The following is a 26,290-nucleotide window of genomic DNA, read 5'->3' as shown; positions in this document are numbered from 1 at the left end:
CGATGAGGCATCGAACGAGCTTCCCCAATTTCCCTGTACTGGAGGACTGACGCAATGACAGCGCACCCCAAGGGTGACTTCGACCTCTCCCGGGCGGTCTGGCAGCGGGCCGAGGGCGACACCTCGGAGGCGGCGGTGGAGGTCGCCTTCGTCGACGACCTCATCGGTATGCGTAACTCCGCCGAGCCGGACGGCCCGGTGCTGGTGTTCACGCAGGCCGAGTGGGACGCCTTCGTCGCGGGCGCCCAGGACGGCGAGTTCGACCTGGACTGAGCCCACCGCCGGTCGCCCCGGTCGGCGGGTTCGTCCCGCCGTGCCGGACCGGGGCACACGGTGCGCAGGGCCCCACCAGAGTCGTCATTTCTCCGGAGTCGCCCCCGACGGCGGCGCACATGCGAGATCGTCGGAGCCGGGGACCCACCCCGCGACGGTCGCGGGCTCACGGAGGTGACGACGATGGCGCACAGGTCGCTGGAGAAGCCGACCCGGCGCAGAACCCGCGCCCAGCTCGCCGCACTGGTGCTGGCGGTGGTCTTCCTCCTGATCGGGGTGCTCGGGTTCGTTCCCGGCATCACCACGAACTACGGCGAGTTGTCCTTCGCCGGCCACCACTCCGAGGCGAAGCTGCTCGGCGTGTTCCAGGTCTCGGTCCTGCACAACCTGGTCCACCTCGCCTTCGGGGTGGCCGGTCTGGCGCTGGCCCGCAGCGTGGCCGGGGCACGTCTGTTCCTGATCGGCGGCGGCGCGGTGTACCTGGTGCTCTGGATCTACGGCCTGGTCGTCGTCGACCAGGCGGGCGCCAACTTCATCCCGGTCAACGGCGCGGACAACTGGCTGCACCTCGGCCTGGCCCTGGGGATGCTGGCCCTCGGTCTGCTGCTCTCCCGCCGTGCGGGCACCGGCGGACGGCTGGACGATCCGCTGGACCGCCCCTGACCGGGCCCGACCACCTCGACGTGACGGTCGCCGGCAGTCGAACCCGTGTCGGCCGGTGGCGCGCTATCCGGCGTCGTCCGGTGCCGGAGCCGCCTCCACCTCGTCCTCCGGCCGCTGCCGGCGCGCCTTGCGGGCCGCCAACCGCTCCGCCGCGTTGGCCCGGTTCGTCTTCTCCTCCAGCCGCTCGTCGCGGCCCCGGGAGCCCGGCACGTAGTCGGCCCCGGCGTAGAGGGTCGGCCGCCAGTCGAACTCCCGGTCCGCGATGCGCACCAGGTCGCCCGGCTGGGCACCGGCCTTCGCCAGGTGCTCCTCCACGCCGAGTCGGGCCAGCCGGTCGGCGAGGTAGCCGACCGCCTCGTCGTTGTCGAAGTTCGTCTGGCGCACCCACCGCTCCGGACGGCCACCGAGCACCGTGTAGGAGCCGTCGTCCTGCACCTCGACGGTGAACCCGGCGTCGTCGACCGCCCTGGGCCGGATCACGATGCGGGTCGGCTCGGCCGGCGGCACCGCGGCCCGCGCCTGTGCCACCAGCTCGGCCATCGCGTAGATGAACTCCTTGAGACCCTCCCGGGTGGCCGCCGACACCTCGAAGACCCGCAGACCGCGCGCTTCCAGGTCGGGCCGGACGATCTCGGCGAGGTCCCGGCCGTCGGGCACGTCGATCTTGTTCAGGGCCACCATGCGCGGCCGGTCTGCCAGACCGCCGTACTCGGCCAGCTCCGCCTCGATGGTGTCGATGTCGGCCAGTGGGTCCCGGCCCGGCTCCAGCGTCGCGGTGTCGATCACGTGCACCAGGACGGCACACCGCTCGACGTGCCGCAGGAACTCCAGCCCCAGGCCCTTGCCGGTGGCGGCACCCGGGATCAGTCCGGGCACGTCGGCGACGGTGAAGGTGTGGTTGTCGACCCGCACCACGCCGAGGTTCGGCACCAGGGTGGTGAACGGGTAGTCGGCGATCTTCGGCTTGGCGGCCGAGATCACCGAGATCAGCGACGACTTGCCGGCCGACGGGAAGCCCACCAGGCCGACGTCGGCGACGCTCTTGAGCTCCAGCACGACGTCCAGCTGCTCCCCCGGCTCGCCCAACTCGGCGAAACCGGGTGCCTTCCGGCGGGAGTTGGCCAGCGAGGCGTTGCCCCGGCCACCACGCCCGCCCCGGGCCACCTCGAAGGTGGTGCCGGCACCGACCATGTCGGCCAGCACGGTGCCGTCGGCGGTCTGCACGACCGTGCCGTCCGGCACGGTGAGCACCAGGTCGCCGCCGTTGGCGCCGTCCCGGTTGGAACCCGCGCCACCGCGACCGTTCTGCGCCTTGACGTGCGGACGGAAGTGGAAGTCGAGCAGCGTGTGCACCTGCGGGTCGACCACCAGCGACACACTGCCGCCGTGGCCGCCGTTACCGCCGTCGGGGCCACCGAACGGCTTGAACTTCTCCCGGTGGATCGACACACAACCGTGCCCGCCGTCGCCGGCCTGCAGGTGCAGAACGACCCGGTCAACGAACGTCGTCACGCCGCAATCCTTCCAGCGGGGCGCTACCCCGCGTGAGAAATGACGAAGCGGGCCGGGACATCAGGTCCACGGCCCGCTTCGCCTCGAAGCTACTGCTGCGGCACGATGCTGACGGTCTTGCGACCGCGCCTGGTGCCGAACTGGACCGCACCGGCGGAGAGCGCGAAGAGCGTGTCGTCGCCTCCACGGCCGACCAGGTCACCGGGGTGGAACTTGGTGCCGCGCTGCCGGACGATGATCTCGCCCGCGCTGACGACCTGACCACCGAAGCGCTTCACGCCGAGCCGCTGGGCCGCGGAGTCACGGCCGTTACGCGAGCTGGACGCACCCTTTTTGTGAGCCATCTGAGAACGACCTACTTCCCGCTGGAGATGCCGGTCACCTTGACCTGGGTCAGCGGCTGGCGGTGACCCTGGCGCTTGTGGTAGCCGGTCTTGTTCTTGAACTTGTGGATCCGGATCTTCGGGCCCTTGGTGTGCGCGGCGATCTCGCCGGACACCTCGACCTCGGCAAGCTTGGCCGCGTCGGTCACCAGGTCGTCACCGTCGACGAGGAGCACCGCGGCGAGCTTCACCGCGTCGCCGGGGGCACCGGCGAGCTTCTCGACCTCGATCACGTCGCCCTCGGCGACCTTGTACTGCTTGCCGCCGGTCTTGACGATCGCGTACATCGGAGGCGGACTCCCTGTCGTTGAGGCTGCTGGCGGTCGTCCCCGCGGCGGCTCGCCGGGTAGCAGAGGCACGGCGGCGCGGGCACACGGGAACTCGGCACACCAAAGTGCGCCGCAGGCTAGCGTACGCCATGGCCGCGGCCGGTCCCAAACCGGGCCACCCCCACCGGACCGGGCCACCGCTCGGCCACCACCCGGTCACCGGCCGTGGCGTCACCCGGCCGGCCGCACCCGCGTCACGATACGCCGGAGCCCCGCCCGGCGGACGTCTCCGCGGGCGGGGCTCATCGACGTCGGTGCGGTGGACCGGTCAGGTGCACCGCAGCGTGCTCAGGGTCGGGTACGGCGGCGCGCGCCACCACGCCGGGAGCGACGGCGGCCGGTGCCACCCTCGGCACCCTCCTCCTCGTCGCTCTCGCCCAGCGCGTCCGGGTCGTCCGGAGCGGCCAGCCGGGCCGACTCGCCCTGCTGACTGTCGGCCACGTCCGGGGCGACCGGCGTGTCCGTCTCGTACCGGGACAGGTCGTAGCCCATCGTGTCGTGGTAGTCCGCGTCCGCCGTGGCGGTGGCGGTCTCCTCGGTCTCAGCGACCTCGACGACGGTCCGTTCGGCGGCGCCCTTGCGGCCCCGACGCCGCGAGCCGCTCGTCTGCTCGGCGGCCGGCGTGGCCGTGGCGACCGCCTTCACCTTCTCCGGGCCACCGGACCGTGGCTTCTCCGGCACCGGCTCGGTGTGGATGACCAGGCCGCGACCCTTGCAGCAGTCGCAGGTCTCGCTGAACGCCTCCAGCAGCCCGGCGCCGATCCGCTTGCGGGTCATCTGGACCAGGCCCAGCGAGGTGATCTCGGTGACCTGGTGCTTGGTGCGGTCCCGGCCCAGGCACTCGGTCAACCGGCGCAGCACCAGCTCCCGGTTCGACTCCAGCACCATGTCGATGAAGTCGATCACCACAATGCCGCCGATGTCCCGCAGCCGCAGCTGACGGACGATCTCCTCGGCCGCCTCCAGGTTGTTGCGGGTGACCGTCTCCTCCAGGTTGCCGCCCGCCCCGGTGTACTTGCCGGTGTTGACGTCGACCACGGTCATCGCCTCGGTCCGGTCGATCACCAGGTGGCCGCCGGAGGGGAGGAAGACCTTGCGGTCGAGCCCCTTGAGGATCTGCTCGTCGATGCGGTGCGCGGCGAACACGTCGGTGGTGCCCACGTGCCGGCGCAGCCGGGCGACCAGGTCCGGCGAGACGTGCGACAGGTACGACTCGACCATGTCGTAGGACTGGTCGCCCTCGATCACCAGCTCGCGGAAGTCCTCGTTGAACAGGTCCCGGACCACCCGGATGACCAGGTCCGGCTCCTCGTAGAGCAGCACCGGCGCGCCACCCTCGGTGGACTTGGCCTGGATGTCCTCCCACTGCGCCTGGAGCCGCTTGACGTCACGGGCCAGCTCGTCCTCGCTGGCGCCCTCGGCGGCGGTCCGGACGATCACGCCGGCACCGTCCGGCACCAGCTTCTTCAGCACGTCACGCAGTCGCTTGCGCTCGGTGTCCGGCAGCTTGCGGCTGATCCCGGAGGCGTTGCCGCCGGGCACGTACACCAGGTGCCGACCGGAGAGCGCGACGTGACTGGTCAGCCGCGCGCCCTTGTGCCCGATCGGGTCCTTGGTGACCTGCACCAGCACCGAGTCGCCGGACTTGAGCGCCTGCTCGATCGAGCGGGCCCGCCCCTCCAGGCCGGTGGAGTCCCAGTTGACCTCGCCCGCGTACAGCACGGCGTTGCGGCCCCGGCCGATGTCGACGAACGCCGCCTCCATGCTCGGCAGCACGTTCTGCACCTTGCCGAGATAGACGTTCCCGGCCATGGTGCCCGCCGAGTTGCGGGTGACGTAGTGCTCGACCAGCACGCCGTCCTCCATGACGGCGATCTGGGTGCGGTCACCGCGCTGGCGTACCGCCATCACCCGGTCGACCGCCTCGCGGCGGGCCAGGAACTCCGACTCGCTCAGGATCGGCGGGCGGGTCCGGCGCTGCTCGCGGCCGTCCCGGCGGCGCTGCCGCTTGGCCTCCAACCGGGTCGAACCGGAGACGCCCTGCACCTCGTCGACCGTGCGGCGCGGCTCCCGGATCTTCACCACGGTGGGTACGCCGTCGTCGGCGCCCCCCTCGGTGTCACCGGCCCCCCGGCGGCGGCGCCGACGCCGACGCCGGGTCATCCCGTCGCCGTCGCCCTCGTCGCCGCTCTCGTCGGACTCGGTCTCGGTCTCGTCCGCGTCGCTCTGGACGGCCTCCTCGGCCTCGTTCTCGTCGGTCTCGTCGAAGTCCTCGGCGCCACCCTTGCCCCGGCCCCGACCCCGACGGCCACGTCGACGGCGACGCCGACCCGAGCCGTCCTCGTCCTCGTCGTCGGCCTCGTCGGCCTCCGCCGCGGGCTCCTCCTCGACCTCCGCCTCGACGGCGGGCTCCGGCTCGGGCTCGCGCCGACCCCGGCGACGGCGCCGGGCCGGCTCCGCCGGCTCCTCGGGCGTCTCCTCCTCGACGGGCGGTGCGGCCGCAGCAGCCGCAGCGGCGGCGGCGCGGGCCGTGACCTCCTCCGGCGCCATGAACAACACCGTCGGCGCGCTGAGCGCGGCACGCCGTCGACGGGAGCGGGGTTCCGGCGCGGGCTCGGCCTCCGGCTCCGTCGGGGTCACCGTCTCGGCCGGGTCGCTCTCGGTCTCCTCGACCGGCGCGGCGCCCTCGGGGGGCAGCGCGGCCGCACCGAAGTCGGTACCGGCCGCAGGTGCCGGCTCCTCGACCACCGGCTCCTCGACCACCGCCGGAACCTCGGCCGGCGGCGCGGCGGCCTTCTTGCGACGGGTACGGGTCACCTTCACCGGCGGTACGACGTCCCCGTCGGCGGCCTCGACCTCGGCCACGGCCAGCGGCTCCTCGGCGGTCTTCGACGCGGTCGTGGCCTTGCGGCGTCGCCGGGGCGTCTTCGGCGCCTCGTCCAGGTCACCGGAGACCGGGGCGAAGACCTCCGCCTGCGGCGCCTCCGAGCTGCCCGGCGCCGGGTCGCTGGACGCCTCGACCGGGGCGTCGATCTGCTCCGGCTGCGTGACCGGGGTGGCCCGGCGACGGGTGGCCCGCCTGCGCGGTGGTGCCTCGGCGGCGGACGGACTGCCCAGGTCCGCCGCACCGCTCACGGTGCCGGAGGTCTCCTCCGACGCGTCGGGGGCCACCGGTGAGGCGCTGCCCGCCGTGCCGGTGGTGCTGGTCTCAGCGGTCTCGCCGGCCGGGTTCGCACCGGTCCGTTCGCCGCCCTCGGGCTCGTTCTCGAGCATGGACGTTCTCCAGTTCTGGCTTCCCCGGGCGCGGGTGAGCGCTGCCACGCAGGGTCGCCGCAAAGGTGTTTCCCCGGGCGCACGGGCGTGCGCGACCGGCGAAGTCTGCCTGTCTGAGCACCGACCGTCGGTCAGCGCCCGCCGATGGTTGCCCCGTCGCGGTCCGCGTCAAGCGGATCCACGATCGCACCCTGCGCGGTCAGCGTGCCCTGAGCCAGCCGGGTCACCTTCGGGGCTACCGGCGGCTCCAGGCCGGCCACCACGCGGAAGCCGGAAAGGACGTCATCGGGCCGTACGGACGGGGTGACCTGCCGCACGACCAGTTCGAGTATCGCACACGGTACGGCCGGGGCCACGGAAGGCGTCGCCGACGACGTGATCATATCGATGCGGGTGACGGCGACGCGAGCGTCGAAGGTCCGCCGCCCCTGCTTGGTCATCCGTTCCACCAGCACCTCGTCGGCCGCCAGGAACGCGGTCACCGCCTTGGTCAGGATCTCGGGATCCACCTCCGGCAGCTCGATCCGCCAGTGGGACGCCTGGATCCGGTCGGCCAGCCCGCTGCCGGTGGCCACCACCGCGTCGAGCACGTCGAGGCCGGGCGAGAGCGCCGTGTCCAGCGCCTCGCGCAACTGCGCCGGGTCCACCTCCTCGCGCAGGCCGATCTCCAGGTACTCCGCCTCGCTGGCGACGCCGGTCGGCGCGGCGCTGGCGTACGAGATCTTGGGGTGCGGGGTGAAGCCCTGGGAGAAGGCCACCGGTACGCCGGCACGACGCAGCGCCCGCTCGAACGCCCGGGCGAAGTCGCGGTGCGAGGTGAACCGCAGCGGGCCACGCTTGGCGTACCGGATCCGGACGCGCTGGACGACCGGCGCCTGGCCGCCCTCGGGCTGAGGTTTCCTACTGATCGTCCTGCTCCTCGGTGTCGGACCCCGCCCGGGGCCCCGGGGTCACTGTTGCGCGCCGGTGGGCAGCTTCAGACCGTTGACCGGGGCCAACGGGAGCAGCTTCCGCCCGGTCGGGCCGATCTGGATCTCGGTGTCCATGGTCGGGCAGACGCCGCAGTCGAAGCAGGGCGTCCAGCGGCAGTCGTCCTGCTCGTACTCGCTGAGGGAGTCCTGCCAGTCCTGCCAGAGCCAGTCCTTGTCCAGGCCGGAGTCCAGGTGGTCCCAGGGCAGGACCTCCAGCTCCTCGCGCTCGCGAGTGGTGTACCAGTCGAGGTCCACCCCGAACCCGGGCAGCACCTCGGTGGCCGCCTCCACCCAGCGCTGGTACGAGAAGTGCTCGCTCCAGCCGTCGAACCGGCCGCCGTTCTCCCACACCCGGCGGATCACCGCGCCGACGCGGCGGTCACCCCGGGACAGCAGTCCCTCGATCAACGAGGGCTCACCGTCGTGGTAGCGGAAACCGATCGCCCGCCCCAGCGAACGATCCGAGTTGATCGCCTGCTTGAGCAGCTTGAGCCGGTGGTCGATGACCTCCGGGCGCTGCATCGACGCCCACTGGAACGGGGTGTGCGGCTTCGGCACGAACCCGCCGATGGACACGGTGCAGCGGATGTCCTTCGAGCCGGTGGCGGCGCGACCGGCCCGGATGACCTCGTGGGCCATGTCGGCGATCTCGAGGACGTCCTCGTCGGTCTCGGTGGGCAGGCCGCACATGAAGTAGAGCTTCACCTGCCGCCAGCCGTTGGTGTACGCGGTGACCACGGTGCGGATGAGGTCGTCCTTCGACACCATCTTGTTGATCACCTTGCGGATGCGCTCCGACCCGCCCTCCGGGGCGAAGGTCAGCCCGGTCCGGCGGCCGTTGCGGGACAGCTCCTGGGCGAGATCGATGTTGAACGCGTCCACCCGGGTCGACGGCAGCGACAGCGACACGTTGGTGCCCTGGTACTGCTCGGCGAGGCCGGAGCACATGTCACCGATCTCGGAGTGGTCGGCGGAGGAGAGCGACAGCAGACCCACCTCGTGGAAGCCGGAGAACTCCAGCCCCTGCTGCACCATCTGCCCGACCGTGGTGATGGACCGCTCCCGCACCGGGCGGGTGATCATGCCCGCCTGGCAGAACCGGCAGCCCCGGGTGCAACCCCGGAAGATCTCCACCGCGTACCGCTCGTGCACCGTCTCGGCGAGCGGGACCAGCGGCTTACGCGGGTACGGCCACGCGTCCAGATCCATCGTGGTGCGCTTGTGCACCCGGAACGGCACGTCCGCCCGGTTCGGCACGACCCGCTGGATCCGGCCGTCGGGCAGGTAGTCCACGTCGTAGAAGCGCGGTACGTAGACGCTCTCGGTGCGGGCCAGCCGCAGCAGCAGCTCGTCCCGGCCACCGGGCGAGCCCTCCGCCTTCCACTCCCGGACGATCGCGGTGATCTCCAGGACCGCCTCCTCGCCGTCACCGAGCACGGCGGCGTCGACGAAGTCGGCGATGGGCTCCGGGTTGAACGCGGCGTGCCCGCCGGCCACGATCACCGGGTCGGCGTCGGTACGGTCGACCGCGAGCAGCGGGATGCCGGCCAGGTCGACGGCGGTGAGCAGGTTGGTGTAGCCCAGCTCGGTGGCGAACGAGACGCCGAACAGGTCGAAGTCACCGACCGGACGGTGCGCGTCGACGGTGAACTGCGGCACCTCGTGGGCGCGCATCAGCTTCTCCAGGTCCGGCCAGACCGCGTACGTCCGCTCGGCGAGCGTGTCGGGGAGCTCGTTGAGCACCTCGTAGAGAATCTGCACGCCCTGATTGGGTAGGCCCACCTCGTACGCGTCCGGATACATCAGCGCCCAGCGCACGGTCGCGGAGTCCCACTCCTTGACCACCGCACCCAGTTCGCCACCGACGTACTGGATGGGCTTGGTCACCTGGGGCAGCAGCGGCTCCAGGCGGGGCCAGACGGAGTTGGCCGCGACAGGACGCGGAGTGGTGGACGGGACGCTCATGATGCCCAAGGGTACGCGCCCACCCATCGGCCACCACGCCACACCTGGCCGAGAAGGGCACCAGCGGAATCGACCCTCCACCACACCGGCGACCGCCACTGATGTAAGGAAGGGACCCTTACTAACGCCTGGTGCATAGGAAGGGTCCCTTCCTAACAAGCGGGCATGGGGACCAGCCTGGTTCTGCCCCGGTGGCACACCGGTACTAGCCTCGGGTCGGCGTGAGAGGAGATTGCCGCGATGCCGGAGCCGCAGCCGGGAGCAGACCGGCCGGTCGACGGGAACCGTCCGGACACACACCGGAACGGGGAGTCAGCGGTCACCCAGGAGCAGACCCTCGACCCCGCACCGCCAGCCACCACCTCGGCGGCGGACGAGACCCAGCCGGTCGGCGACGCCGACCCGACCAGTCCCGCAGGACCGACCCACCCCGCCCCACCAGCCGTACCGCTCGACCCGACCCGAGCCGAGATCGACCAGACCCGAGCCGCGAACGCGCCCGACCAGACACGGGCCGGGACCGATCCGACACCCGACGCACACGAGGCCGACGCGACCCGACGCGTGGACGAGGCCGATCCGACTCGACGTGCGGATGAGGTCGATCCGACCCGGTCCGTGGACGAGGTCGACGCGACCCGTCCGGTCGACGAGGCCGCCGGGCGGAGCGGGTCGACACCGTCCGAGGACGACGCGCGTACCACCGTGGCGCCGCCTCCCGAGGTCGGCCCGCAGGGCACCCGGGTGATGCCCGAGGCGGCGGCCGGGCCCGACGCGACCGCCGTGCCCGATGCGACGGCCGTGGAGAAGCCCGCGCCGCGCTGGAGCGGGTCGGCCGCCGTACCGCCGCCCCCGCCGCGCCGCCGCATCTGGGGCATGTCCGCCGAGCCCACCCCGCTGCCGCCGGTGGCACCGGCCGACGCGCCGGAGCACCAGACCCCGGTGGACCCGTGGGCCGGCGCCGACACCAGTGGCTGGCACCTGCCCTCGGCGGACATGCCCGCCGTGCCGCCGCCCACGTTGTCCTACCCCGCACCGCCGGCGACCCGGTCCTACACCCCCGTGCCGCCGCCGGTCTCGCCCGCGCCACCGGCACACCAACCGCCCGGGTACCCACCGCCGGTGTCCTCGGCCCCACCGGCGCACCAACCGGCCGGGTACCCACCACCGGTGTCGTCCGCGCCACCGGCGCACCAGCCGCCCGCGTACCCACCACCGGTCTCCTCGGCCCCACCGGCACACCAGCCGCCCGCGTACCCGCCACCGGCCGCGCGACCCACCCCGCCGGCGCCGGCCGCGCCGATGCGACCGCCGGCCGCGCCGGGGCGTCCGCAGCAGGTCGCGCCGCCACCGGTGCGGCACGCCCCGCCACCGGCACCGCCGGCCGCACCGGCACCGCCGATCCGGGGCTGGCGGGGTCGGAAGACCGGGCCACCCGCACCGCCGCCGGGCTGGCAGGCGCCTCCGGGGTACGCCCGTCCCCGTAAGCGTCGCCGCTGGCCGTGGATGCTGCTGCTGACCATCGCCTGCTGCTGCGGCTGCCCGGCCTACTACGGCGTCCCGATGGCCAGCCAGTACCCGGCGAACGCCTCGCTGCCGAGCCAGGTGGCCGATCTGGAACTCCGCCAGGACGACCGCAGTACGCAGGCCGCCCGACGGCTGGAGACGCAGATGCGCCAGGCGCACCTGCTCGCCGACGACACCTTCGCCGGCATCTACACCACCGGAGCCGGCAAGCAGGTCACCGTCTTCGGCGGCACCGGCTTCCGCTTCGCCCCCTCGGCCGACGCCGACGGCGAGATCGAACGCCTCACCCAGCAGTACTCGCTCGGTGAGGCGCAGGTCGTGGAGACCGGCGTGCGGGGGCGGCACGAGCGGTGCGCGGTGGGCAACGTCGACGGCGTCGGGGTGGTGGTCTGCACCTCGGTCGACCACGGCAGCATCACCAGCGCGGTCTTCACCGGGCTCTCGGTGGACGACAGTGCCGAGCTGCTCGCCACCATGCGGCGACAGATCGTCTCGACGAAGGGCGGCTGAGCGGGGCCGTCCGCGGCCTGCGCTCAGCCTGTGGTCGGCCCGCCCGGGGTCGACCGACCCGGGGGTCTACCGGCCCGGAGCCGACTCCCCCGGCGTCGACTGACCCGGGTGCGACTCGCCCGTGGCGGGCCCACCCGTGGTCGGGCTGCCCGGCGTCGTGCTACCCGGCGTCGGCTCGCCCGGGGCGGGCGGCTTCGCGCGGGGCGGGGCGTAGCGCGGGACGTACTCCTGGCCGGTCAGTTTCTGGATCTCGGCCATCAGCTCGTCGGTCATCTCCCGCAGCGACGTCCGGTCCGCCGAGCGGCCGGTGAAGTCCAGCGGCTTGCCGAACCGCACGGTGATCTTCGCGCCCCCGGGTCGCGGCATCCGGGCGCCGATCGGCTGCACCTTGTCGGTGCCGATCATGCCCACCGGGATGATCGGGACACCGGCGGCCAGCGCCAGCCGGGCGGTGCCGGTGCGTCCCCGGTAGAGCCGGCCGTCCGGCGAACGGGTCCCCTCGGGATAGATGGCGACCAGGTCGCCGCCCTGGAGTGCGGGGATCGCCGCGTCGAAGGCGGTCAACGCCGCCCGCCCGCCGGCCCGCTCGACCGGGATGGCGCCCAGGCCGTTGAGCACGAACCGATGGAACGCGCCCTTCGCCCCGGTACCCTTGTAATAGTCCGACTTGGCCCAGAACGCCAGGTGCCGAGGCACCACCGTGCCGAGGAACAACTCGTCGGCCACGGACAGATGGTTGCCCGCGAAGATCGCGCCGCCGGTCGCCGGGATGTGCTCCAGCCCCTCCACGTTCGGCTGAAAGGCCAGCCGCAGTGCCGGGGCCACGGTGTACCTGCCGATGGTGTAGAGCAGCGGCACTGGTCCTCCGGCGGATCGAGTGAGGTAGGGGCGGTGTCACCGTAGCGGACCGTCGCACTTCGACCGGAGCGAGGTCGGGCAGGTCCGCAAGCTGGGTGCCGGATGTTAGGAAGGGCCCCCGGTACTACCGCAGGCGTTAGTAGGGGGCCCTTCCTTACACATCAACACACGTCAGCTCACACGCGACGCACCTCGACCGTCACCTGCTCGCCCTCGCCGACCTCACCGGCGAAGCCGTCCAGCTCGTCGGCGAAGTCGACGCGGTCCGCCAGCACCTCACGGGCCACGAACTCGGCGTACCCGGACACCGCCGCGCGCACCTCCGCCGAGGCCGACACCGTCACCGCGATCCGGTCCGAGACGTCCAGGTCGGCGTCGCGGCGGGCCTGCTGGACCACCCGGACGACGTCCCGGGCCAGCCCCTCGGCGGCCAGTTCGGGGGTGACCACGGTGTCCAGCACCACCACCCCCTCACCACCCGGCAGCGGGGCGGAGTGCTCGGCGTCGGCCGCGACCAGCCGCAGCTCGTACTCGCCCTCGGCCAGCGTGACCCCGGCGGCGACCGGGGCGCCGTCGACCAACTCCCACTCCCCCGCCTTGACCGCCTTGATCACCTGCTGCACCTGCTTGCCGACCCGAGGTCCGAGCGCCCGGGGCACCACGGTGAGCACCTGCTGGCAGTACGCCGACACCTCGTCGGTGAAGACGACCTCCTTCACGTTGACCTCGTCGGCGACCAGGTCGGCGAAGGGCCGCAGCTGCTCGGCCGCCGGGCTGGCCACGGTCAGCTTCGCCAGCGGCAGCCGGACCCGCAGACCCTTGGCCTTGCGCAGCGACAGCGCCGCCGAGGCGACCGCCCGGGTGGCGTCCATCGCGGCCACCAGCTCGTGGTCGACCGGGAAGTCCTCGGCACGCGGCCAGTCGGTCAGGTGCACCGACCGCTCACCGGTCAGCCCGCGCCAGATCTCCTCGGCGGTCAGCGGTGCCAACGGCGCCACCACCCGGCACAGCGTCTCCAGCACCGTCCAGAGCGTGTCGAACGCCTCCGTGTCGCCCGCCCAGAACCGGTCCCGCGAGCGACGCACATACCAGTTGGTCAGCGCGTCCAGGTAGGACCGGACGGTGGCGCAGGCCCCCGAGATGTCGTACGCGTCCATCTGCGCGCCGGCCGTCTCGACCAGCTCGTTGGTCTTGGCCAGCACGTACCGGTCGAGCAGGCTGCCGGCACCGGTCGCCACCGCGTCGGTCTTCCGTTTCGCCTGGTAGCCGTCGGCGTTGGCGTAGAGCGAGAAGAAGTACCAGACGTTCCAGAGCGGCAACAGCACCTGCCGCACGGCGTCCCGGACGCTCGACTCGGTGACCGGCATGTCCCCGCCCCGCAGCACCGGCGACGACATCAGCATCCACCGCATCGCGTCCGACCCGTACGAGTCGAAGACGTGGTAGACGTCCGGGTAGTTGCGCAGGCTCTTGGACATCTTGCGCCCGTCGGAGCCGAGCAGGATGCCGTGGCTGAGGCAGTTGCGGAACGCCGGCCGGTCGAACAGCGCGGTGGCCAGCACGTGCATGGTGTAGAACCAGCCCCGGGTCTGCCCGATGTACTCGACGATGAAGTCACCCGGGTAGTGGCTCTCGAACCAGTCGCGGTTCTCGAACGGGTAGTGCACCTGGGCGAAGGGCATCGAGCCGGACTCGAACCAGCAGTCCAGCACCTCCGGCACGCGGCGCATCATCGACCGGCCCGTCGGGTCGTCCGGGTTGGGGCGGACCAGGTCGTCCACCGCCGGCCGGTGCAGGTCGGTCAGGCGTACGCCGAAGTCGCGCTCGATCTCCTCCAGCGACCCGTACACGTCGACGCGCGGGTGGTTCGGGTCGTCCGAGCGCCACACCGGGATGGGCGAGCCCCAGAACCGGTTCCGGCTGATGGACCAGTCCCGGGCGTTGGCCAGCCACTTGCCGAACGAGCCGTCCTTGATGTGTCCGGGCGTCCAGTTGATCTGCTGGTTCAGCTCGACCATGCGGTCCTTGAACGTCGTCACCGCGACGAACCACGACGACACCGCCTTGTAGACCAGCGGGGTGTCACAGCGCCAGCAGTGCGGATACGAGTGGGTGTAGGTGTCCTGCCGCAGCACCACCCCCCGCTCCTTGAGCTCCCGGATCACCGGCTTGTTGACGTCGAAGACCTGCTCGCCCTCGTAGGGCGGGACCAGCCCGGTGAACCGGGTGTGGTCGTCCACGGTGACGATGGTCGGGATGCCGGCCGCGTTGCAGACGTTCTGGTCGTCCTCGCCGAAGGCCGGGGCGAGGTGCACGATCCCGGTGCCGTCCTCGGTGGTGACGAACTCGGCGCCGAGCACCTGGTACGCCTGCGGTCCGGCCTGCGCGGTGAGGAAGTCGAACAGCGGGGTGTACCGCCGCCCCACCAGGTCGGCGCCGCGTACCGTGCCGACCTGCTCGTACCCCTCCAGTTCCTTGGCGTACGCCCCGAGGCGACCGGCGCCGACGACGTAGCGCTCGCCGTCGCGGTCCAGCACCGCGTACTCGATGTCCGGCCCGACGGCCAGCGCCAGGTTCGACGGCAGCGTCCACGGCGTGGTGGTCCAGACGCCCAGCCGGACCGGCCCCCGGAGCAGTTCCGGCGCGGACTCGTCGGCGGTCAGCCCGAACCACACGGTCAACGTGGGGTCGTGCCGGTCCCGGTAGACGTCGTCCATCCGGGTCTCGGTGTTCGACAGCGGCGTCTCACACCGCCAGCAGTACGCCAGCACCCGGAAACCCTCGTAGATCAGACCCTTGTCGTGCAGGGTCTTGAAGGCCCACATGACGCTTTCCATGTAGTCCAGGTCGAGGGTCTTGTAGTCGTTGGCGAAGTCGACCCAGCGGGCCTGCCGGGTGACGTACCGCTCCCAGTCCTGGGTGAACTCCAGCACGGAGGAGCGGCAGGCGTCGTTGAACCGGGCCACGCCGAGGTCGAGGATCTCCGCCTTGCTGGTGATGCCGAGCTGCTTCTCGGCCACCACCTCGGCGGGCAGGCCGTGGCAGTCCCAGCCGAAGCGCCGCTCCACCCGCCGGCCGCGCATGGTCTGGTAGCGCGGCACCACGTCCTTGACGTACCCGGTGAAGAGGTGACCGTAGTGCGGCAGGCCGTTGGCGAACGGCGGGCCGTCGTAGAAGACGTACTCGTTGTCGGCGTCACCGGCCGAGGCACCGGTCGCCGTCTCCGGCTGCCGGCCGGAGGCGGGACGCTGCTCGACGCTGGCCTCGAAGGTCTTGTCGGCCGTCCAGTGCTCCAGCACCCGGCGCTCGACCGCGGGCAGGTCCGGGCTGGCCGGGACGCCGGTGGCGGTCGGGTCGTGCAACGGATAGCCCATCGGGGGTCGCTCTCCTCGCTGACGCTCACTGTCGTGTGGGTCTGCGAGGACGAGCCGTCACCGGTACGCCGTCACCGGCGCCCCGGGCCGGGCCCGCGGTACCACCCCGCTTGGTGGCCGGAGTACGACCACCCGCTCGTTGACCGGCTGTGACGGGCCGACCCGTCCGGTTCTACTGAGCCGGTCACCCGGCCGTTCTTCCGGAGGCTCACCGGTGATTGCCGGATCATCGCCATACCCACCCATGATACCCATCCCACCCGTCCCCCTCCTCCCGATAACCCCACCCCGCCGATCATGGAGTCCCGGCAGTCGCAAACCGGGCCGCACGGGGCGAATCACCGACCACGAGTCCATGATCGACGCGCACCTCCACGACGAGCCTCCATGACCGGCGTCACAGGGTGTACCTGTCACGCCCTGTGGGGTGCGCCCGTCGTGGGGGTGTCGGAGCGATCTAGCGGGAGGGTTGTCATGCAGCGGATGAACGTGGCGGAGGTGGCGCCAGGGGCGTTCAGCGCCGTGATGGGGCTGGAGAAGTACGTCCGGGCGAACGTGGACCACACCGTGCTGGAGCTGGTGAAGCTGCGCGCCTCGATCCTGAACGGCTGCGCGTACTGCGTCGACATGCACAGCCAGGAGGCGCTCGGCGCGGGTGAGTCGAGCCGGCGGCTGTTCGCGGTGGCCGCCTGGCGCGAGGCGCCCTTCTTCGACCAGCGGGAACGCGCCGCGCTGGCGTTGACCGACGCGGTGACCCGGCTCGGCGAACACGGGGTACCCGACGACGTGTGGGAGGACGCGGCGAAGGTCTGGCCGGAGAAGGCGCTCGCCGACCTGGTCCTGGCGATTGCCACAATCAACGTGTGGAACCGGATCGCGGTGACCTTCCGCAACGATCTCCCGTCGGACGACTGAACCCGGCGGAGGCGGCGGAGGCGGCCGGTGCGCTCGACGCGCACCGGCCGATGCTGCTCGGTCTGGCGTACCGGCTGCTCGGCAGCCGGCACGACGCCGAGGACGTGCTCCAGGAGACCTACCTGCGCTGGGCCCGCGTCGACCGGAGCCGGGTGACCGAGCCACGCCGCTACCTGTCCCGGGTGGTGACCCACCTGTCCATGGACCGGCTGCGGGCCCGGCAGGCCACCCGGGAGGCGTACGTCGGGCAGTGGCTGCCGGAGCCGGTACCGACGGCACCGTCACCGTTCGGCCCGTTGGAACGCGCCGAACTGCGCGACTCGCTCTCCACCGCGCTGCTGCACCTGCTGGAGCGGCTCACCCCGCCGGAGCGCGCGGTCTACGTCCTGCACACCGCGTTCGAGCTGCCGTACGCCGAGATCGCCGAGCTGCTCGACCGTTCCGTCGAGGACTGCCGTCAGTTGCACCACCGGGCCGCCGCCCGGATCGGGCGCGAGCAGCGCCGGTTCACCGCCGACCGGGCGGAGCAGGAGCGACTGCTGGAGGCGTTCATCGCCGCCGCCGGCGAGGGTGACCTGCGGAGGCTGACCGAGCTGGTGGCCGCCGACGCGATCGCCTGGAGTGACGGCGGCGGTCGGGTGAGTGCCGCCCGCAACCCGATCACCGGCGCGGACCGGGTGGTCCGGTTCCTGCTGGGCGTCCGCGAGAAGGGCTGGCCGCTCACCGTGCACCGCACCGAACTCAACGGTCAGCCGGCCGCCGTGGTGATCACCGCCGGCGGCTCCCGGTATGCGGTCATGCTCGGCACCGCCGACGGTCGGATCACCGACATCTTCCTGGTCGCCAACCCGGACAAGTTGCCCTGGGCGACCTGAGCCGGCCCGTCGACGGGCCGGCTCGCCGCTGTCGTGAGCCCAACTCGGGGAGGCGGTCGTCAGCCCAGCTCGGGGAACCAGAGCGCCAGCTCGCGCTTGGCGCTGTCCGGGGAGTCGGAGGCGTGCACCAGGTTCTCCCGGTTGGACAGGGCGAGGTCGCCCCGGATGGTGCCGGCGACGGCCTTGCGTCCGTCGGTGGCGCCGATCAGACCCCGCACCACGTCGATCACCTGGTCGCCGGAGAGCACCAGCGCGACCAACGGGCCGCTGGTCATGAACGTCTTCAGCGGCGGGTAGAACGCCTTGTCCACGTGCTCGGCGTAGTGCTCGTCGGCCAGCGCGGCGTCCATCGTCCGGGACGCCATCGCGTCGATCCGCAGCCCCTTCCGCTCGAAGCGGGAGACGATCTCGCCGACCAGGCCGCGGCGGACCGCGTCGGGCTTGATCAGTACGAGCGTGCGCTCGTCCGGGCTGCTGCTGGACACGCTGGGTTCCTCCTGAGGGCGTAAGTCGGTCGGGCTGGGTACGGTCAGCCTAGCGACCCGGTCCCGGCCCCGGCGCGGTGGTCGGTCCTTCCCCCGGCCCCCGATCCGGCCTAGCCTGGGCCTGACCACCCGGGAGGTCCACTGTGGCGAACGGCGGGAACCGACCCATCGCACCGGTACGCAAACTGATCGCGGCGGTGCTCGGCACCGTGGCCAGTTTCGTCGTGCTGTTCGGGCTGGGCATGACGAGCTGGGCCATCGTGGCGCTCGGTGTGGCCCTGCTGGTGCTGGCGATCGCGCTGGCCACCGTACGCGGCGGCGGTCGCACCTGGGTCGTCGGCGCCGGGCACGTGCACAGCGCCTCCGAACCACCCACCCAGTACGCCTTCGGCCGCTGCGAACTCCAGCTCGTGATCGACGCGCCCGGGCTGCCGCCCCGGTCCAAGAAGATCATCGAGCCGCGGGTGCCGGTCGCCAAGTGGCCGTCGCTGGGCCAGACACTGCCGATCCGGGTGGCGCTGGACGACCCGCGACACGTCCGGGTGCTCTGGGACGAGGTGCCCACCCACGCCGAGGCCGGCACCGCCGACCTGCCGCCCGAGTTCGCCGACGAGTTCGTCGGGCAGGGCCCGCCGGACGAGGTGCTGATCGGGCAGCAGGCCCCGCCGTGGGCCGACCGGCCGCCGGAGGACGACTTCCACGACCCGCTGGGTGACCCGCTCGGCACCCCGCTCCGCGACGACCCGGTCGAGCCGGTCGAGTCCCGGGACCCGGTCCGGGTACGCCAGCGCCCGGGTGGACCCGTGGTGCTGGAGGGCACCGTGGTCGAGCAGAGTAGCGACGCCCCGTTGCCCCGCCGCGCCACGCCCGCGCCACGTACCCCCGCCGAGGAGCGGTTCGCCGCGACGGCCGCCGCCCCGGACGAGACCGACCTCTTCGCCGACCTGCCGCGCGACGACCACCCGGCCGGCGCGCCGGTCACCGGTACGCCGAGCACGGCACCGGCCGCCGGACGACCGGCCGATCCGCCCTCCGCCCCGACGGGCCCCCTCGACCCGCTGGACCTGCCGCTGGACGACCCGTACCCGACGACCGCCGGGCACACCCGGTCGGCACCGCACGAGGACGAGCCGGTGCACGCGGCGGCGACCGGCGCCCCGGACCCCGACGATCCGCAGGTGGACGACCGGGAACTGGACGAGGCGATCTTCGGTTTCGACCCGGACACCGCCGACCTGGCCGCCCCGATCAGCGGTGTGGGCATCACCCTGCTCGTCACCGAGCTGTCCCGATCGCTGGAGTTCTATCGGGACCGGCTCGGCTTCCGCGAGGTCGACCGGGGCAACGGCAACGCGGTCCTCTCCTCCGGGGCCACCCGGCTGGTGCTGCGCGAGGTGACCGGCGCCCAGCCGATGAACCGGCGGCTGGTGCACGTCAACCTCGACGTCGACGACATCCAGTCGGCCTACGAGCGGATGCGTGACTCGGGCGTCCGGTTCACCTACGCGCCCCGGGTGGTCAACCGGGGCACCAAGCTGGAGGTGTGGGCGGCGGCGTTCCGCGACCCGGACGGGCACGGCATCGCCCTGACCCAGTGGCGGGAACGCGCCGAGGCGTGACCCGCCGACCGGCACGGACGCCGGTCAGCCCAGGATCACCCGACGGACGTGCAACGCGTACGCCCACACCAGCGCGAAGATGACGCCCAGCGCGAACAGCGCCCAGTGCAGCAGGCCGGACAGCAGCAGCAGACCCTGCAACACGGTGCCGGCCTGCCACGCCCAGGGTCGGCGCATCAGCCCGGCCAGCAGCGCCGCCAGCACGGCCAGCGTCACCACCGCCGCGAGCGCCGGACCGCCGAGGTCACCGCCGACGACCCGGATCGGTTGGATCGCCAGCAGCAGCACCAGCGCCTCCAGCGCGAGGGTGCCTGCGCCGAGTCCGCGTACCGCCCGCTGCGGATCACGCAGCCCGGACCGGCGCTGTCCCGGCGGACCGTCACCGTCCGTCCCGGGAACGCCCTCGGGCTGCCCCGATCCGGCACCGCCACCGGTGATGGTTTCGGGGGTCTCGTCCGGCCGGGCCGCGCCCGTGGGCTCGCTCATCGCTTCAGCAGGCGGCGGGCGTCGGCCACGGTCACCACCGAGCCGGTGATCAGCACCCCGACCCCGGCCAGTTCACCCGGTACGTCCTCCTCGGCCAGCGCCACCGCCGCCTCGATCGCGTCCGGCATCTCCTCGGCGACCTCGACCCGGTCCGGCCCGAACACTTCGGCGGCGAGCGCGGCCAACTCCTTGGCCGGCAGCGCCCGGGGCGAGCTGTTACGGGTCACCACCACCTGGTCGACCACCGGTTCGAGCAGCTCCAGCAGGCTCGGCGCGTCCTTGTCGGCCAGTGTGCCCACCACCGCGACCAGCTTGCTGAACGCGAACTCCTCCTGCAGGGCGGTGACCGTGGCGGCCATCCCCTGCGGGTTGTGCGCACCGTCCAGCAGGATCGTCGGGGCGTTCCGGACCCGCTCCAGGCGGCCCGGCGAGCTGGCCGTGGCGAAGCCCTCCCGGACCGCCTCCACGTCCAACTGCCGCCGCGCGCCGGCGCCGAGGAACGCCTCCACGGCGGCGAGCGCCAGCGCCGCGTTCTGCGCCTGGTGCGCGCCGTGCAGCGGGACGAACACCTCTTCGTACACCCCGCCGAGTCCTTGCAGGGTGAGCACCTGCCCGCCGACGGCGACCGCCCGACGCAGCACGCCGAACTCGGCGCCCTCGCGGGCGATGGTCGCGCCCACCTCGGCGCAGCGTTGCAGGATCGGCTCGGCGGCCTCCTCCTCCTGCGCCGCGCAGATCACCGTGGCGCCGGGGTGGATGATGCCGGACTTGGCGACCGCGATGTCCTGGAGCGTGTCACCGAGCCACTCGGTGTGGTCCAACCCGATCGGCGTGAGTACGCACACCCCGGCCTGGATCACGTTCGTGGCGTCCTCGGCGCCACCGAGGCCCACCTCGACCACGGCGATGTCGACGGGAGCGTCGGCGAACGTGGCGAACGCCAGCGCGGTGGTCATGTCGAAGTAGGTCAGCGGCTCCGCCGACCGGTCGTCCACCAGCTCGGCCAGCGGCTTGATCTCCTGATAGACCGCGGCGAACCGGGTCTCGTCCACCGGCTCGCCGTCCAGGCTGATCCGCTCCCGGACGCTCTCCAGGTGCGGGCTGGTGTACCGGCCGGTGTGCAGCCCGAACGCCCGCAACAGCGAGTCGATCATCCGGGCCGTGGAGGTCTTGCCGTTGGTGCCGGTCAGGTGGATCGACGGGTACGCCCGCTGCGGGCTGCCCAGCAGGTCGAGCAGGGACGAGATGCGGTCCAGCTCGAACACCATCCGGGTGAAACCGCGCCCGGCCAGCTCCGCCTCCGCCTGGGCGAAGGCGGCGTGCGCGGCGCGGTCGCCGCGCGGCCGACCACGATCGGTGTTCTCGGTACGGTCGTCGCTCACGAGGGCAGGGCCTCCAGGGCGGCGTCGATCCGGGCCAGGTCGGCCTCGGCGACGGCCAGTCGTTGACGGATCTTGGCGACGACCGGTTCGGGGGCCTTGCCGACGAACGCCGGATTGTCCAGCTTCGCCCGGGCCTGCCCGGCCTCCTTCTCGGCCGCCGTCCGGTCCTTGGTCAGTCGCGCCCGCTCGGCGGCCACGTCGATCGAGCCCCGGGTGTCCAGCGCGACGTTGACCTCGCCCGCCATGGCCAGCGTGGCGCTGGCCTGGAAGTCGTCGGCGGGCGCGTCGAGCCGCGCGAGCGACCGGATCAGCGGTTCGTGCGCCGCCACGCCGGCGCCGGCCAGGCCGTCGAGCCGGGCGGCGACCCGCTGGGTCGGGCGCAGGCCCTGGTCCGAGCGGAACCGGCGGACCTCGGTGACCACCCGTTGCAGGGTGGCGACCTCCGCCTCGGCGGCGTCGTCGACGAGCGCCCGGTCGGCAGCCGGCCAGGCCGCGGTGAGCAGCGTCTCGCCGCCGGTCAGCGCGGTCCACAACTCCTCGGTGACGAACGGGATCACCGGGTGCAGCAGCCGCAGGAGGTGGTCCAGCACATGACCGAGGACCCGGCGAGTGACCTCGGCCGACTCGCCCCCGCCGGCCAGCACCGGCTTGCTCAGCTCGACGTACCAGTCACAGACGTCGTCCCAGGCGAAGTGGTAGAGCAGGTCACACACCTTGGCGAACTCGTACGCCTCGAACTGCTCGTCGACCTCGGCGGTGACGTGCGCCAGCCGGGACAGGATCCACCGGTCGACGGTCGACAGCTTGTCGGCGGTCGGCATCGGACCGCCGGTGTGCGCGCCGTTGATCAACGCGAACCGGGTGGCGTTCCAGAGCTTGTTGCAGAAGTTCCGGGAGCCCTGGCACCACTCCTCGCTGACCGGCACGTCGCCGCCCGGGTTGGCGCCCCGGGCCAGCGTGAAGCGGGTCGCGTCGGCACCGTACCGGTCGATCCAGTCCAGCGGGTCGACCACGTTCCCGAACGACTTCGACATCTTCTTGCCGTGCTCGTCACGGACCATGCCGTGCAGGGCGATCACGTCGAACGGCTGCCTGCCGTCCATCGCGTACAGGCCGAACATCATCATCCGGGCGACCCAGAAGAAGAGGATGTCGTAACCGGTCACCAGCACGCTGGTCGGATAGAACTTGGCCAGGTCCGGGGTCTGCTCCGGCCAACCGAGCGTGGAGAACGGCCACAGGCCGCTGGAGAACCAGGTGTCCAGCACGTCCTCGTCCTGGTGCCAGCCCGTCCCGGTCGGCGGCTCCTCGTCGGGTCCGACGCAGACCACCTCGCCGGCCGGGCCGTACCAGACCGGGATCCGGTGGCCCCACCAGAGCTGGCGGGAGATGCACCAGTCGTGCATGTTGTCGACCCAGGCGAAGTAGCGCTTGGCCAGCTCCGCCGGCTCGATCCGGACCCGCCCGTCGCGCACCGCGTCACCGGCCGCCTTCGCCAGCGGCGAGGTGTTGACGAACCACTGCAACGACAGCCGGGGTTCCACCGTGGTGCGGCACCGCGAGCAGTGCCCGACGGCATGCACGTACGGCCGCTTCTCGGCGACGATGCGGCCCTGCTCGCGCAGCGCCGCGACGATCGCGGGCCGGGCCTCGAACCGGTCCAGCCCCTGGAACGGACCAGGCGCGGTGATCACACCCCGCTCGTCCATCACGGTGAGCGCGGGCAGGTCGTGCCGCTGCCCGATCTCGAAGTCGTTCGGGTCGTGCGCCGGGGTGACCTTCACCATGCCGGTGCCGAAGGACGGGTCGACGTGGGCGTCCCCCACGATCGGGATCCGCCGCCCGGTCAACGGCAGCTCGACCTCGGTGCCGATCAGGTGCCGGTACCGCTCGTCGTCCGGGTGCACCGCCACCGCCGTGTCGCCGAGCATCGTCTCCGCCCGGGTGGTGGCCACCACCACGTCGTCGCTGTACCGGATCGAGACCAGCTCACCGTCGTCGTCGGAGTGCTCCACCTCGATGTCGGAGAGGGCGGTCAGACAGCGCGGACACCAGTTGATGATCCGGTTCGCGCGATAGATCAGCCCGTCGTCGTACAGCTTCTTGAACATGGTCTGCACGGCGCGGGACAGGCCCTCGTCCATGGTGAAGCGCTCGCGCTCCCAGTCCACCGAGTCACCGAGGCGGCGCATCTGGCCGAGGATGGTCCCGCCGGACTCCGCCTTCCACTGCCACACCCGCTCGACGAACTTCTCCCGGCCCAGATCGTGGCGGGACAGGCCCTGCGCGGCGAGCTGCCGCTCGACCACGTTCTGGGTGGCGATGCCGGCGTGGTCCATGCCGGGCAGCCAGAGCGCCTCGAAGCCCTGCATACGCTTGCGCCGCACCAGGGCGTCCTGCACGGTGTGGTCCAGCGCGTGGCCCATGTGCAGCGAGCCGGTCACGTTCGGCGGCGGGATGACGATGGTGAAGGGCTGCCGCTCGCTCTCCGCCGATGCCCGGAACCGACCGTCGGCTACCCACTGCTCGTACCGTCGCTGCTCTACCTCGCCGGGCAGGTACTGGCCGGCAAGGGTCGGGGCGTCGAGGCGTCGGGCATCCAGGTTCTCGGTCACCCTGGAAGTCTACGGAGCGCTTCGGCGGACCCGACGTGCGCCACCGGTGGTTCGCGTACGGTGTCGGCTATGTCCGACGCGCGCCGCAGCCTCCACCACCTCGACGACGGCACCCCGCTGGTCGACCTGACCGCCGAGCCGATCGAGCTGGACCAGCCCGAGGCGGCGACCGGCCCCGACCGCCGCGCCGTCCGGTCCCGGCGCTGGCGGATCGCGGTGGCGTTGATCGCGGTCCTGGTGTTCGCGGGCGTCGGCACGCTCGGCTCCTGGGGTTGGCGGATCATGCAGCAGAAGGACGCCCGGATCAGCACTCCGGGCGAGGTCGCCGGCCTGCGCCAGGACACCAGCGACCGCGCGGTGAGCACCGCCGACTACCTGCGCAGCGGCCTCGCGGCCGACATCCGGCTGGACAGCAGCTTCGGCGCGGTCTACCAGGATCCGGCCGACACCCGCCGCTCGGTGCTCCTCTTCGGCGGCACGACCCTGCTGTGGCAGCCGGAGCGGGACCTGGAGAGCCTGTTCACGCTGATGGGCGACGAGACCGGCGCGATCAGCGACCTGCGCAACGTCTCCCCGGGCGGTCTCGGCGGGACGATGAAGTGCGGCAGCACCAGCGGCGACGGCGGTGACTTCGCGGTCTGCGGCTGGGCCGACCACGGCAGCGTGGTGCTCGCCATGTTCCCGTCCCGCTCGGTCGACGAGTCCGCCGGGCTGCTGCGACAGATCCGCGAGACCGTGCAGACCCGGCACTGACGAGCGCCGCCGGGTCACCGCCCGCCGACCCGCGCCACCGGCGTGGCGAGCGCCGCGAGCCCGACCAGGACGCACCCACCACCCGCCAGCAGACAGACCAGGGGTACGCCGTACCCCTGCGCGCCCCACGTCACCACGGCGGCGCCGATCGGGCCGAGCGCGTAGTGGGTCGCCCAGAACACCGAGGTGACCCGGCCCAGCAGGTGGTTCGGCGTCACCTCCTGCCGTAGCGACAGGGAGCCGATCGCGCCGACCGCCACCCCGCCGAGGTACACCGCCGCCAGGGCCGCCACCGCCGGCACCGTACCCGCCGACCCGACCGCCGCGACCGCCACGCCGGCCGTCACCACACTGCCCGACCAGGTGGGCCCGAAGCCGATGCGTCGTCGCAGCGGCGCCACCACCAGCGAGCCGAGGACCGTGCCGAGCGCGGCCAGCCCCAACACCACCCCGACGGTACGCTCCGACCCGCCGAGGCCGTGCCCGACGTGATAGATCAGCACGTCGTCGAGCCCGTAGGTGAGGAACAGGAACGCCGACAGCAGCAGTGTCAGGCTCCGCAGCACCGGATGCCGCCAGAGGAACCGGGCCCCGACCAGCAGCTCGTCACGCAGCCCGGCCAGGGTCGTCGCGGTCCGCTCCCGGCGGGCCTGCCGCAGCCGAACGGCGGTCAGCCCGACCGCCGACACGGCGAAGCTCGCGGCGTTCACCGCCACCGCCGTGGTGTACCCGAAGCGCGCCGCCACCAGACCGGCCAGCAGCGGTCCCCCGATCCCGGCGACCGCGTAGCTCGCCGACAGCTTGCCGTTGGCCTCGGTGATCCGCCCGACGTCGACGAGCCCCGGCACCGCCGCCACGTACGCCACCCGGAACACCATCCCCACGGCGGCACCGGCCGGCAGTACGAGGTAGAGCAGCCAGAGCTGCGGCCCCCAGAGCCACGCCACCGGTACGGCGGCGAAGAGCACGGCCCGCGCGAGGTCACCACCGATCAGCAGGCGTCGCCGGTCCACCCGGTCGGCCAGCACTCCCGCGAAGACGGCCGTGACCACCGACGCCACCCCCGCGACGGCGGTGAGCAGGCCCATCAGCGCCACCGACCCGGTGACCTGGAGCACCAGCAGCGGTACGGCCACCGACGCGAACCCGTCGCCGACCACCGACACCGTCTGCGCCGCCCAGAACACGCCGAAGTCCCGGTTACGCCACAGCCCCGACCTCGTTCTTCCGGCGTGCGCCGTCTCCTCAGATGCCGGCACTGGGCCCGGCATCGTCCGGTCGTGTGCTGGTGGGGCGGGGCCATCGGTGGGCGCCGTCACTCGCGTGACGCTAGCGGCCGGCGGGCCGATGCGCTGTCCCGGTTCTGGCTGTCTCGGTTCAGGCTGCCACGATCGGGTTTAGCGGTCGGGCTACGGCGATCGGTCCATAAATGCGTTTAGGGCCACCCCCGTGGGGGTGGCCCTAAATCGAGAAGATGTCCGGCGGTGTCCTACTCTCCCACACCCTCCCGGGTGCAGTACCA

The 26,290-nt window shown here is 72.4% G+C and carries 19 protein-coding genes and 1 pseudogene; 7 read left to right on the top strand and 13 right to left on the bottom strand.

Annotation, left to right across the window (positions count from 1 at the left end; all coding sequences use genetic code 11):
* The first annotated feature begins 54 nt into the window (after window positions 1-54).
* Together ABZ738_RS29755 and ABZ738_RS29750 are read left to right on the top strand one after the other, a co-directional pair.
* Window positions 55-273, top strand: coding sequence for a DUF397 domain-containing protein (locus ABZ738_RS29755; RefSeq protein ID WP_093407559.1), 219 nt, complete (start codon window positions 55-57; stop codon window positions 271-273).
* Between the two features lie 183 nt (window positions 274-456).
* Window positions 457-936 (top strand): DUF4383 domain-containing protein, encoded by a 480-nt coding sequence (locus ABZ738_RS29750; protein ID WP_131054911.1) that lies wholly within the window; start codon window positions 457-459, stop codon window positions 934-936.
* Window positions 937-999: 63 nt separating this feature from the next.
* Here ABZ738_RS29750 and obgE read toward each other — a convergent pair whose 3' ends face one another.
* From obgE to ABZ738_RS29720, 6 genes are all read right to left on the bottom strand, one after another.
* Window positions 1,000-2,448: a GTPase ObgE gene (obgE, locus tag ABZ738_RS29745; RefSeq protein ID WP_176095322.1), complete on the bottom strand. Its 1,449-nt coding sequence runs from the start codon at window positions 2,446-2,448 to the stop codon at window positions 1,000-1,002.
* 89 nt (window positions 2,449-2,537) lie between these two features.
* Entirely contained in the window at window positions 2,538-2,792 is a 255-nt protein-coding gene (gene rpmA / locus ABZ738_RS29740) for a 50S ribosomal protein L27 (protein WP_091077796.1), read from the bottom strand.
* Window positions 2,793-2,803: 11 nt separating this feature from the next.
* Window positions 2,804-3,118, bottom strand: a complete 315-nt coding sequence (rplU, locus tag ABZ738_RS29735) for a 50S ribosomal protein L21 (protein WP_117229528.1) — start codon at window positions 3,116-3,118, stop codon at window positions 2,804-2,806.
* A gap of 330 nt (window positions 3,119-3,448) precedes the next feature.
* On the bottom strand, window positions 3,449-6,433 hold the full coding sequence (locus tag ABZ738_RS29730; protein WP_357218612.1) for an Rne/Rng family ribonuclease: 2,985 nt from the start codon (window positions 6,431-6,433) through the stop codon (window positions 3,449-3,451).
* 131 nt (window positions 6,434-6,564) lie between these two features.
* Window positions 6,565-7,284, bottom strand: a complete 720-nt coding sequence (locus tag ABZ738_RS29725; RefSeq protein ID WP_131056626.1) for a TIGR03936 family radical SAM-associated protein — start codon at window positions 7,282-7,284, stop codon at window positions 6,565-6,567.
* Window positions 7,285-7,383: 99 nt separating this feature from the next.
* Window positions 7,384-9,369, bottom strand: coding sequence for a TIGR03960 family B12-binding radical SAM protein (locus tag ABZ738_RS29720; RefSeq protein ID WP_357218609.1), 1,986 nt, complete (start codon window positions 9,367-9,369; stop codon window positions 7,384-7,386).
* 240 nt (window positions 9,370-9,609) lie between these two features.
* Here ABZ738_RS29720 and ABZ738_RS29715 point away from each other — a divergent pair, with 240 nt between their 5' ends.
* Complete coding sequence (locus tag ABZ738_RS29715; protein WP_357218606.1) at window positions 9,610-11,406, top strand: hypothetical protein; 1,797 nt, start codon at window positions 9,610-9,612, stop codon at window positions 11,404-11,406.
* A gap of 186 nt (window positions 11,407-11,592) precedes the next feature.
* On the opposite strand, the pseudogene ABZ738_RS29710 reads toward ABZ738_RS29715, so the two are convergent.
* Both ABZ738_RS29710 and ileS read right to left on the bottom strand, forming a co-directional pair.
* Window positions 11,593-12,264, bottom strand: a pseudogene (locus tag ABZ738_RS29710) (lysophospholipid acyltransferase family protein); the annotation flags it as partial.
* A 176-nt stretch (window positions 12,265-12,440) separates the two neighbouring features.
* Entirely contained in the window at window positions 12,441-15,638 is a 3,198-nt protein-coding gene (gene ileS, locus ABZ738_RS29705) for an isoleucine--tRNA ligase (RefSeq protein ID WP_357218603.1), read from the bottom strand.
* A 474-nt stretch (window positions 15,639-16,112) separates the two neighbouring features.
* Here ileS and ABZ738_RS29700 point away from each other — a divergent pair, with 474 nt between their 5' ends.
* Entirely contained in the window at window positions 16,113-16,553 is a 441-nt protein-coding gene (locus tag ABZ738_RS29700; protein WP_131054121.1) for a carboxymuconolactone decarboxylase family protein, read from the top strand.
* The gene (gene sigJ, locus ABZ738_RS29695) at window positions 16,502-17,428 is read left to right on the top strand and encodes an RNA polymerase sigma factor SigJ (RefSeq protein WP_236145818.1); all 927 of its coding nucleotides are present in this window, start codon (window positions 16,502-16,504) and stop codon (window positions 17,426-17,428) included. The genes ABZ738_RS29700 and sigJ overlap by 52 nt, the downstream gene beginning before the upstream one ends.
* A 59-nt stretch (window positions 17,429-17,487) precedes the next feature.
* Here the strand turns inward: sigJ and ndk are convergent, their stop codons facing one another.
* Window positions 17,488-17,913 carry a nucleoside-diphosphate kinase gene (ndk, locus tag ABZ738_RS29690; protein ID WP_131054120.1) on the bottom strand — a complete coding sequence of 142 codons (426 nt, stop codon included), beginning with the start codon at window positions 17,911-17,913 and terminating at the stop codon, window positions 17,488-17,490.
* 143 nt (window positions 17,914-18,056) lie between these two features.
* Here ndk and ABZ738_RS29685 point away from each other — a divergent pair, with 143 nt between their 5' ends.
* The gene (locus ABZ738_RS29685; RefSeq protein WP_131054119.1) at window positions 18,057-19,532 is read left to right on the top strand and encodes a VOC family protein; all 1,476 of its coding nucleotides are present in this window, start codon (window positions 18,057-18,059) and stop codon (window positions 19,530-19,532) included.
* A gap of 24 nt (window positions 19,533-19,556) precedes the next feature.
* Here ABZ738_RS29685 and ABZ738_RS29680 read toward each other — a convergent pair whose 3' ends face one another.
* The 3 genes from ABZ738_RS29680 to ABZ738_RS29670 form a co-directional block, all read right to left on the bottom strand.
* Entirely contained in the window at window positions 19,557-20,018 is a 462-nt protein-coding gene (locus ABZ738_RS29680; protein ID WP_131054118.1) for a DUF4233 domain-containing protein, read from the bottom strand.
* Window positions 20,015-21,286: a folylpolyglutamate synthase/dihydrofolate synthase family protein gene (locus ABZ738_RS29675; protein WP_236145819.1), complete on the bottom strand. Its 1,272-nt coding sequence runs from the start codon at window positions 21,284-21,286 to the stop codon at window positions 20,015-20,017. Before ABZ738_RS29675 ends, ABZ738_RS29680 begins: the two co-directional genes overlap by 4 nt.
* Before the next feature lie 110 nt (window positions 21,287-21,396).
* Complete coding sequence (locus tag ABZ738_RS29670; protein ID WP_357218596.1) at window positions 21,397-24,015, bottom strand: valine--tRNA ligase; 2,619 nt, start codon at window positions 24,013-24,015, stop codon at window positions 21,397-21,399.
* A gap of 69 nt (window positions 24,016-24,084) precedes the next feature.
* Between ABZ738_RS29670 and ABZ738_RS29665 the strand changes: the two genes are divergently transcribed.
* The gene (locus ABZ738_RS29665) at window positions 24,085-24,768 is read left to right on the top strand and encodes a hypothetical protein (protein WP_131056560.1); all 684 of its coding nucleotides are present in this window, start codon (window positions 24,085-24,087) and stop codon (window positions 24,766-24,768) included.
* A 14-nt stretch (window positions 24,769-24,782) separates the two neighbouring features.
* Here ABZ738_RS29665 and ABZ738_RS29660 read toward each other — a convergent pair whose 3' ends face one another.
* Window positions 24,783-26,039, bottom strand: coding sequence for an MFS transporter (locus tag ABZ738_RS29660; protein WP_357218592.1), 1,257 nt, complete (start codon window positions 26,037-26,039; stop codon window positions 24,783-24,785).
* Window positions 26,040-26,290 lie beyond the last annotated feature (251 nt).

Source organism: Micromonospora sp. NPDC047793, from assembly GCF_040642635.1.
In the GTDB taxonomy this organism is placed as follows: domain Bacteria; phylum Actinomycetota; class Actinomycetes; order Mycobacteriales; family Micromonosporaceae; genus Micromonospora.
The sequence above is the reverse complement of the archived record's forward strand: the minus strand, read 5'-3'. Positions and strand labels throughout refer to the sequence as shown.